9 protein-coding genes, 1 tRNA gene and 1 other RNA gene are annotated in these 9,488 nt (G+C 74.4%); 3 read left to right on the plus strand and 8 right to left on the minus strand.

The window, feature by feature from the left end:
* Positions 1–1,305, minus strand: a 1,305-nt coding sequence (locus EBH09_RS17200) for a DNA polymerase III subunit gamma and tau (RefSeq protein ID WP_121747888.1), incomplete at its 3' end; no start/stop codon positions are given.
* Positions 1,306–1,372: 67 nt separating this feature from the next.
* An RNA gene (gene ffs, locus EBH09_RS17205) (signal recognition particle sRNA small type) lies at positions 1,373–1,467 on the minus strand.
* Between the two features lie 74 nt (positions 1,468–1,541).
* On the opposite strand from ffs, the gene EBH09_RS17210 reads away from it, so the two are divergent.
* Positions 1,542–1,629: transfer RNA gene (locus EBH09_RS17210), tRNA-Ser, on the plus strand.
* Here EBH09_RS17210 and EBH09_RS17215 read toward each other — a convergent pair.
* From EBH09_RS17215 to EBH09_RS17240, 6 genes are all read right to left on the minus strand, one after another.
* Positions 1,600–1,905, minus strand: coding sequence for a hypothetical protein (locus EBH09_RS17215; protein WP_121747889.1), 306 nt, complete (start codon positions 1,903–1,905; stop codon positions 1,600–1,602). The two genes, EBH09_RS17210 and EBH09_RS17215, sit on opposite strands and share 30 nt — an antisense overlap.
* A gap of 22 nt (positions 1,906–1,927) precedes the next feature.
* Positions 1,928–3,943 carry a copper resistance protein CopC gene (locus EBH09_RS17220; protein WP_121747890.1) on the minus strand — a complete coding sequence of 672 codons (2,016 nt, stop codon included), beginning with the start codon at positions 3,941–3,943 and terminating at the stop codon, positions 1,928–1,930.
* Positions 3,944–4,101: 158 nt separating this feature from the next.
* Positions 4,102–4,866, minus strand: a complete 765-nt coding sequence (locus EBH09_RS17225) for a glucose 1-dehydrogenase (protein ID WP_121747891.1) — start codon at positions 4,864–4,866, stop codon at positions 4,102–4,104.
* On the minus strand, positions 4,863–5,354 hold the full coding sequence (locus EBH09_RS17230; RefSeq protein WP_121747892.1) for a cupin domain-containing protein: 492 nt from the start codon (positions 5,352–5,354) through the stop codon (positions 4,863–4,865). Before EBH09_RS17230 ends, EBH09_RS17225 begins: the two co-directional genes overlap by 4 nt.
* Complete coding sequence (locus EBH09_RS17235; RefSeq protein ID WP_121747893.1) at positions 5,351–5,971, minus strand: GNAT family N-acetyltransferase; 621 nt, start codon at positions 5,969–5,971, stop codon at positions 5,351–5,353. The genes EBH09_RS17230 and EBH09_RS17235 overlap by 4 nt, the downstream gene beginning before the upstream one ends.
* Positions 5,964–8,084, minus strand: coding sequence for a penicillin acylase family protein (locus EBH09_RS17240; protein WP_121747894.1), 2,121 nt, complete (start codon positions 8,082–8,084; stop codon positions 5,964–5,966). The genes EBH09_RS17235 and EBH09_RS17240 overlap by 8 nt, the downstream gene beginning before the upstream one ends.
* Positions 8,085–8,166: 82 nt before the next feature.
* On the opposite strand from EBH09_RS17240, the gene EBH09_RS17245 reads away from it, so the two are divergent.
* Entirely contained in the window at positions 8,167–8,898 is a 732-nt protein-coding gene (locus EBH09_RS17245; protein ID WP_121747895.1) for a siderophore-interacting protein, read from the plus strand.
* Positions 8,899–8,923: 25 nt separating this feature from the next.
* A partial coding sequence (locus tag EBH09_RS17250; RefSeq protein WP_121747985.1) for an HhH-GPD-type base excision DNA repair protein occupies positions 8,924–9,488 on the plus strand: 565 nt, incomplete at its 3' end.

The following is a 9,488-nucleotide window of genomic DNA, read 5'->3' on the forward strand; positions in this document are numbered from 1 at the left end:
GGTGGTGTCGCGGCCGCCGCCCGGCGGAACCGGAGCGGCGGCGGCCGCGACACCACCGGTGCCGGTACCGCCGGCACCGGCATGCGCCTCGGGCCCGGGCACGTATCCCATGGCGGGCACCCCTGCGCCCGCGCCCGCGGAGAACTGCGCGCCGCGTTCGATCCGGTCCAGGCGCGCCATCACCGAACGCTCGTCGCCGTACGCGGCGGGCAGCAGCACGCGCGCGCAGATCAGCTCCAGCTGGAGGCGGGGCGCGTGGGCCCCGCGCATCTCGGTGAGCCCCTCGTTGACGATGTCGGCGGCACGGCTCAGTTCGGCGGCACCGAAGGAGCTCGCCTGGGACTGCATCCGTTCGACGACGTCGGCCGGGGCGTCGATGAGCCCCTTCTCCGCCGCGTCGGGCACGGCGGCGAGAATCACCAGGTCGCGGAGGCGCTCCAGCAGATCGGTGACGAAGCGCCGCGGGTCGTTGCCGCCTTCGATCACCCGGTCCACGACCTCGAAGGCGGCCGAGCCGTCCCCCGTGACGAACGCCTCGACGACGGAGTCGAGCAGCGAGCCGTCCGTGTAGCCGAGCAGGGCGGTCGTCATGTCGTACGTCACACCGTCGGCGCCGGCGCCCGCGAGCAGCTGGTCCATGACGGACATGGAGTCCCGGACGGATCCCCCGCCGGCCCGCACCACCAGCGGCAGCACGCCGTCCTCGACCGGGATCTCCTCCCTGCCGCACACCTCGCCGAGGTAGTCGCGCAGGGTGCCGGGCGGCACGAGGCGGAAGGGGTAGTGATGGGTCCGCGACCGGATGGTCCCGATGACCTTCTCGGGCTCGGTGGTCGCGAAGATGAACTTGAGATGCTCCGGGGGTTCCTCGACGACCTTCAGCAGGGCGTTGAAGCCCTGCGGGGAGACCATGTGGGCCTCGTCGATGATGTAGATCTTGTACCGGCTGGAGGCGGGCCCGAAGAACGCCTTCTCCCGCAGGTCACGGGCGTCGTCCACGCCTCCGTGCGAGGCGGCGTCGATCTCGATGACGTCGATGGAACCCGGCCCGTTGCGCGCCAGGTCGCGGCACGACTGGCACTCGCCGCACGGGGTCGGCGTGGGGCCCTGCTCGCAGTTCAGGCAGCGGGCCAGGATCCGGGCGCTGGTCGTCTTGCCGCAGCCGCGCGGACCGCTGAACAGGTACGCGTGATTGACCCGGTTGTTCCGCAGCGCCTGCTGCAGCGGGTCGGTGACATGCCCCTGCCCGATGACCTCGGCGAAGGACTCCGGGCGGTAACGGCGGTAGAGCGCGAGAGACGACACGCATACGAGGTTATAGGCGCCCACCGACAACCGGACCGCCCCGGGAAACCGGACCCGTCCCGTGAACGCAGGCGCCCCCCACGCACCCGCCAGAGCCGACCTACCCTTGCTGCCTTCCGGCCCTGGGGGAGTTCAGTCAGATAGCGCCGCGTGAGGGGCTGAGCCACACGTTACCCGATGTGGGGCCCTCAGAACGAGTTCGCAAGCACTCTCCGACGTCATGTAATGTTCTCTGCGGAGGATTCGCCTAGAGGCCTAGGGCGCACGCTTGGAAAGCGTGTTGGGGGCAACCCCTCACGAGTTCGAATCTCGTATCCTCCGCCAGTGCCTCACCGGGCACGAAGTCGAAGGGCCCCACCGCTTGCGGTGGGGCCCTTCGACGTGAGTGGGCCCTGCGATCTGATCCGCACCCTCGGCCTCGGCCTTCGCCGCGCGCTTCAGGACCTGCCGCTGGATCCGGGCGCCGAACTGGGCGAGGAGGGCCGGCAGCCGGGTCGGTGAGGCGGCCATCGTGACCGGCACGGTCAGCGCGACGGCCAGGGCCACGCCCTGGAGGGCGCCGAGGCCCAGGGCGACCGCGGGGCGTCTTACTCCTCGCATCGTCCTGCTCTTCGCCCGACCGTCACCGCTCGATCCGGATCCGCCTCGTCTCGCTCACCTGGTCGATCTCCGAAACCCGGACCGTCGTCTTCATCGTCCAGGTGCCGGGGAGGGGGAGGGTGAGGGAATTGGCGCTCCAGTAGCCGCCCCGGTCGACGAGTTCCGCGTCGATCGGGCCGACGCCCCGGTCGGGGAGGGTGAAGGAGAGGCGCAGTTCGGGTATGGCGGCCAGGCTGCCGTCGGGGCCGAAGACGACGGCCTGCACGGCGTTGTCGCCGGTGCGGCCGGGGTCCAGGGTGATCTGGACGGTGCCCCGGCCGGAGGCGCCGACGTCGAAGGGCATCGTGGTGACGGACGCGGGCAGCACCCCGCCCGCCGGTACGGCCCGTGCCGCCTCGTCCGCCGCCCGGCCCGGCACCGTGCTGGTGAGCACGGTCGTGACCACCAGGACGACGGCCGCGACGACGGCCTCGACCAGAACGGACCGACGCAGCCCGCGCCGCCGGGCGTCCTCGACGGCGGACGGCTGCGACTCGGACACCCCCCGCTCCGACGGCTCCCGCTCGGACGACCCAGGATCCGATGTCCCCGGCTCGGACGACCCAGGATCCGACGACTCCGGCTCGGACGACCCACGCTCGGGCGCCCCCGGCTCGGACCCCTCCGACGCCCGCGCCGGAGGCCCGCCCACCGGCTCCGGCACCCGCTCACGTACGCGCTCGCGTACGGCCGTCTCCGCGTCCACCGCGCTCACAGAGCCCGCCACACCCACCGCACCGGTCGTCACGGTGGCCCCGCTGGCCCCGGCAGCCCCGGCAGCACCCACCGCACCGGTTGCCCCGGTCGTACCGGCGGCACCGGCCGCACCGGCCGCCCCCACCGACACCCACGCGCCCGTCCACCGCCGAGAGACCGCCGCCGCGGCCAGCACCACGGCCACCCCCGCCAGTTTGGCGAGCAGCAGCCTGCCGTACGTCGTCTCCGTGAGCGCCGGCCAGGAGCCGAGGCCGCGCCAGGACTGGTAGACGCCGGTGACGACCAGGACGGTCACGGAGGCGAAGGCGGTCCGGGAGAAGCGGGCGACCGTCGCCGCGTCCGCGGACGAACGCAGGGTGACGAGCAGGGCGACGAGGCCGCCGAACCAGACCGCCGTGGCGAGCAGGTGCAGCACGGACGACGTCATCGCCACCGGCACCTGGATCCCCGCGGAGGCGTGCTCGGCGGCGGCCCAGGTCAGGGCCAGGCCGACGGCCAGCGCGGCGCCCGCCGCGGCGGCGAGCGGGGCGCGCTCCCGGTACCGGTCCCCGCGGGCCATCCGGACGAGGAAGAGCCCGGCCGGCACGAGCAGCACCAGCCTGACCAGCAGCAGCGCGCCGGGCCGGGTCGTGAGGGTGCCGCCGAGCGCGTCGGCGTCGAGGGCCGCCGAGGGCCCCCTGCCCGCCTCGTACGGGGCGCGCAGCACCAGCAGGGCGACGGTCGAACCCAGCAGGGTCCACCAGCCCGCCACCAGTGGCCGGCGCAGCGGGGCGGGGTCCGGCGGGCGGCACAGGGCGACGAAGGCGGCCGTGCCGATGAGCAGGGCCGCGGCGAGGTAGGCGAGGTAGCGGGCGATCTTGTGGAGGGCGTCGGTCAGCGGGTCCTCGATGGGGCCGGGGTCCACGGACGCGGTCGCCACGGAGGGCTTGCCGACCGAGAAGGTGAAGGCGCCGGAGACGGGGTGGCTGTCGGCGGACACCACCCGCCAGGCCACGGTGTACGTGCCCTCGCCGAGCCGGCCCGTCAGCGCCACGCGCGCCGTGTCGGAACGGCCGTCCGCGTGCCCGGCCTCCCCCGTGCGCACCCGGTGCCCGCCGGGGTCGAGGACGCGGAAGGAGTCGTCGCGCAGGCCGACGGACTCGGTGAAGGTCAGGGTGACGTGGCGGGGGGCGCGCTGGAGGACGCTGCCGTCCTCGGGGTCGGTGGAGCGGAGGGCGGCGTGGGCGGACGCCGGTCCCGCGCCGCCGAGGACGAGCAGGACCAGCAGGGTGCCCAGCAGCACCGGTCCCCGAAGTCTCCGGCCGCCCCGGGCTCCAGCGCGCGTACCGCCACCACACCTCACGTCGCATCTCCGTCGTCGGGGCCCACTGCCTCGGGGATACGTACGGACGCGGGCGCCGCCCCGCTCACCGGAGACTCACCGGATGCCGGGCAGGGCACTCACCACGACGGGCGTGCCGTCACGCCGCCGTCCACCACGAGGTCGTGGCCGGTGACCCAGGACGCCAGCCGTGACGCGAGGAACACGCACGCGTCGCCCACGTCCTCCGGGCGCCCCAGCCGTCCCGTGGGCGCCGCCTCCCGCCACCGCCGTACGCCGTCCGGCCAGGCCGCCGCGAGCCCGTCCCGGTCGACGAGGCCGGGCGACACGGTGTTGACCCTGACTCCCCACGGGCCGTACTCCAGCGCGGCGGAACGGGCGTGCATCACGACCGCCGCCTTGGAGGCGCTGTAGTGCGCGTGGGCGGGTGCGGGGGCGTTCGCCTCGATCGAGGCGATGTGGGTGACCGTGCCGCCGTCGTCCTGGGTCCGCATGATCCCGGCGGCGGCCTGCGTGCACGCGAAGACACTGGTGAGGTTGGTGTCCACCACCGCCCGCCACTCGGCGGCCGTCATGCCGGCCAGCTCCCGCAGCGGCTGCACGCCCGCGTTGTTGACCAGCGCCGTCAGCCGTCCCCCGCCCCAGTCGGCGGCCTCGTCGACCAGGCGCCGGCAGGCGTCCTCGTCGGTGAGGCCGGCCCGCAGTACCACCGCCCGGCCGCCGCGCTCCCTGATCCGCGCCGCCACGTCCCGAGCCGCCTCGACCGCCGTACGGCAGCGCACCGCGACCGCCGCGCCCTCCTCGGCGAACCGCAGCGCGATCCCCCGTCCGATGCCGCCGCCCGCGCCCGTCACGAGCGCCACCTGGCCGTCGAGCAGCTTCATGGGCGGCACAGTTCCACGATCCGCTCGGCCGCCGCCGGATAGCGCGCCGTGAGGACGGCCGCGTCGCCGTGCTCGTAGTCCCCGTAGGTGAATCCGGGCGCCATCGTGCACCCGAAGAACGACCACGCGCCGCCCGTCGCCACCCGGCCGCCCATCCAGGTCCCGGCGGGAACGGTGAGCTGCACGTGCTGCCCGCCCAGCACGTCCGGACCCAGCACGGCCGTACGCGCGCCGCCGTCCGGGCCGAGGAGCAGCAGTTCCAGCGGATCGCCGAGGTAGAAGTGCCAGACCTCGTCGGCGGGCAGGCGGTGCAGGGCGGAGAAGTCACCCGGTCGGGCGGTCAGCAGGGCGACGATGGCCGATCCCGCCGGGCGTCCGTCCGGGCGCTCGGGCCCGGCCCAGGTGCGCCGGAACAGACCGCCCTCACGGGGGATGGGCTCCAGCCCGTAGTGCGCGATCAGGTCCTCGGCGGTCGGCGGGGAGGTCACCCGCCGAACGCTACCTCCCTGCTGAGGAAAGCGAGTTGCGCCTTCTTCTCCGGCAGGTACACGTCCGGCAGGTCGATCTCCGGCAGCACGACCGCCGGTCCGGCGGTGAAGCCCTGCTTGAGGAAGCGGGCGATCGCCTTCTCGTTGCCGACGTCCGGGTCGACCACGATCCGCTTCCGGTCCAGGCCCAGCAGGACGTACGTCATGAGGGCCGCCGCCAGCGCGGCTGTCCAGCCGGGCCGCGCGCCCTCGCTCCCGGCGGGCGCCAGCAGCAGGTGGACGCCGATGTCGCCGGGTTCGACGTCGTAGCACTCGCTCACCCGGTCGGCCTCGGGGTCGTAGGTCTGGAGCAGCGCGACCGGCTCGCCGTCCGTGACCACCAGGAAAGCGTGGTGGGTGTCGAGCGTGTCCATGTGGGCGTAGACGCCTGCGACCTGGTCCCGCGTCAGGCCGGTCATGCCCCAGAAGACGGCCCGCTCCTCGCTCACCCAGCGGTGGATGACGCCGGCGTCCGCGGCGGCGTCGAGCGGGAGGACGCGCACGGTGCCGAAGCCGTCGAGTTCCTGCTCGTGGACGGCCGCGCGGGAGGCGTACGGGGACGTGTGCTGCTCAGACATCGGTCTCCTTGGTGAGCCGGTCGAAGTCGGTTACCACCGGAACGAGTTCACCGTCGAGCCACAGGGCCCGCTGGTCCAGGTGGTGCGGCGAGCCGGGGACGCCGGAGGCGCCGAGGGGCACCACCCAGCGGCTGTCCTGCCGGTCGGCCAGGTCCCAGACGTACCGGGCGGCGGGACCGCGTGCGGCACGGTCGGTGAGGCCGGGAACGGCGGAGGTGCACAGCACGCAGTCGTGGTCTCCGGAGAGCCGGGGCCCGTCGGCGCCGGAGGGGTCCGGCAGCGCCTGCCAGGCGGCGAGGCGGTGGGTGTCGCCCCAGGTGCCGGCCGGCGGATCGGCGGCCACCTCCTCCAGCGCCGCGCGGACCGCCCCGGCACGGTCGATGCCGTACAGGTCCTCGGCGCGCAGCAGGTGTTCGAGGGCGTAGCCGACGCGCGGCACGAGCGCGAGCCACGGCAGCAGCACCTCGGGGTACGCGGGCGCCACGGACGCCGGGGCGAGGACCGGGTGCGCCGCCAACCGCCGTACGACCGCCCCGCGCACGGCCGCGTACGCCGCCGCGTCGGTGCTGTCGGCGTCCATGCGCCGGTCCCAGGACAGGAGCCGGTCGCGAAGGGCGGCGGCCCCGGGGGTCAGGTCGTCCAGGGCCGTCAGACGGTCCAGTAGGGGGCCGGCCGAGGCGAGGAGGGTGTCCGTGTGGATCGCGGACATGTCGGCGGCCGACCAGCGCTTCTTCCCGGCGAGCAGGGCGGTGATGCGGTCGGCGCGGTGCGGCGGGGCGAACTCGACGCCCAGCGGTGCGGCCGGTCCGCGCTGGTTGGCCATCACGGCGACGCCGTCGGTGAGGCCGGCGCGGGGCGTGGTGTGCCGGCCGGTCCACTCGTGGCCGGGTTCCCAGGCCGGCACCGGACGCAGGCCGTTGGCGGCGGACCGCAGCGGCACCCGCCCCGCGACCCGGTGCAGCAGCCCGCCCTCGGTGTCGGCGGCCTGCACGACGTTGACCGGCTCGGCCCACGCGTCCAGGGCGCGGTCCACGTCGGCGACCCGGCGGGCCCGCAGCAGCGGCAGCAGGGCGCAGAAGCCGAGGTCGGCGGTGACGCGGGGCGGGTAGCGCAGGCTGAGGGCGGTGGGGGTGCCGTCGTCGAGTCCCTCGGGTCCGCCGGCGATCACCGGCCCCCGGTCGGTCTCGATGACCTCGACCTCGACGGTCTCCTCCCCCGCCTGCCCCTCTTCGCCCTCCTGCCCCTCCTCACCCTTCTGCCACGCGACCCGGATGGTCTCCGTGTGCCGGGCGGCGCGGTGCCAGGTGCCGTCGGGTCCGAGGGCCTCGACGCCGGCGCCGGTGCGGCGCAGGCGCTCGCGGTACAGGTCCTGGTAGTCGGCCATGGCGTTGGTGATGGCCCAGGCGACCGTGCCGGTGTGGCCGAAGTGGGCGATGCCGGGGACGCCGGGAACGGCAAGGCCGACGACGTCGAACTCCGGGCAGGACAGGTGGATCTGCTGGTAGACGCCGGGGTCCTCGATGAAGCGGTGCGGGTCACCCGCGATGACCGCGTGCCCGGTGGTGGTCCGCTCACCGCTCACCAGCCAGCCGTTGCTGCCGGCGGTGCCGGGTCCGTCGGCGGCGAAGAGGGCGGCCGCGTCCGGGCCGAGGTGCGCGGTGATGTGCTCTCGCCAGAGCTTGGCGGGGAAGCCCGCGAAGAGGATGTGCGTGGCGAGCCAGACGCCGAGCGGGGTCCAGGGCTCCCAGCGGCCGGGGGCGAGACCGGTGCGCGCGAACTCGGGAGCGGCGGAACGATTTTCGGCCAGCCCCTCGTTCACGCCGTCGACGTACGCCCGCACCCAGGCGGCCGTCTCCGGGTCCTTCTCCTCCAGGGCGGTGAAGCAGCGGCGGGCGGTGTCCGCGAGCCGGGCCCGCCGGGCGAGCCGGTCCCAGGACAGGGCTCCGGGCCCGAGGAAGGACGCGGAGGTGCCCTGCGCGCGGTGCCGCTCGACCTCCAGCTGCCAGGCCCGGTCGCGGGCGGTCACCCGGCCCTGGGCGCGGGCGAGTTCGCCCACGTCGTCCGCGCGCAGGTGCGGGATCCCCCAGGCGTCGCGGTATGTCTCGGCGCTCACCCCTGTGCCCCCACTTTCCTTTAGGTTAGGCTCACCTAAGTCTTACGTCGTGGCCGAATAGTACGTGAAGGGTGAAGAAACGATGGGGCAGGGGCGGGGTTGGGAGGGCGCGGTCCTCAAGCTGATGCGTGCGAAGGACTTCGAGTTCACGGTGACGGACGCGGAGGACGTGACGCCGGACTTCCGGAGGCTGCGTCTGAGTGACGGCGGCATGCTGGCCGCGACCGGCGTCCACCCCACGATGTGGGTGCGGCTGTGGTTCGACAACGCGGGCAAGCCGCACCAGCGGGCGTACACGCTGGTCGACCCGGACCCGGCGGCCGGCACCTTCGGCATGGAGTTCGCCCTGCACGAGGGGTGCGCGAGCGACTGGGCCAGGGCGGCGAAGCCCGGCGACACCATCGAGGCGACGGTCCAGGGCACCGGCTTCGAGGTCCCCGAGCCGGTGCCCTCCCGCGTCTTCGCGGTCGCGGACCCGGCGTCCCTGCCCGCCCTCAACTCCCTCCTCGACGCGCTGGGACCGGTCCCCGCGACGATCTGGTTCGAGGACGGCGGCTCCGGCACGGACGGCCTGCCCTTCCGCACCGACCCCGACCGCCACGAGGTCCGCACGGTCCCGCGCCGCGACGCGGGCGCCCACCTGGTCACGCAGGTGAAGGAGGCACTGCCGGAGCTGCTGCGGTCGACGCCCGAGCCGTTCGTCTGGATCGCCTGCGACACGGCGACGACCCGGGCGCTGGCCTCGTACACCCGCAAGGAGCTGGGGCTGCCCAAGCAGCGGGTGAACGCGCTGGGGTACTGGCGCGCGACCTGAGCCCGCACGCGCGATCATCGTGCGCATGGACGTCACACTTCACCTCGCCCAGGACCCCGAGGCCGACGAGCTCCTCGGCCGCAGCCCGCTCGCCGCGCTGGTCGGCATGCTGCTCGACCAGCAAGTCCCCATGGAGTGGGCGTTCAAGGGCCCGTCGACCATCGCGCGGCGCATGGGCGCGGAGGACCTGGACGCGCACGACATCGCGGCCCACGACCCCGAGGCGTTCGCCGCCCTGCTCTCCGACAAGCCGGCCGTGCACCGCTACCCCGGCTCGATGGCGGGCCGCGTCCAGCAGCTGTGCCGGTACCTCGTCGAGACCTACGACGGTGACGCGGAGGCCGTCTGGCGGGGCGTCTCCACCGGCAAGGAGCTGCTGAAGCGGCTCCAGGACCTGCCCGGCTTCGGCAAGCAGAAGGCCCAGATCTTCCTCGCCCTGCTCGGCAAGCAGCTCGGCGTCCAGCCGGAGGGCTGGCGCGAGGCCGCCGGCGCCTACGGCGAACCCGGCGCCTTCCGCTCCGTCGCCGACATCACCGGCCCGGAGTCCCTGACGAAGGTCCGCGCCCACAAGCAGGAGATGAAGGCGGCGG

Origin of the sequence: Streptomyces sp. E2N166 (assembly GCF_003671715.1) — a bacterium.
In the GTDB taxonomy this organism is placed as follows: domain Bacteria; phylum Actinomycetota; class Actinomycetes; order Streptomycetales; family Streptomycetaceae; genus Streptomyces; species Streptomyces thinghirensis.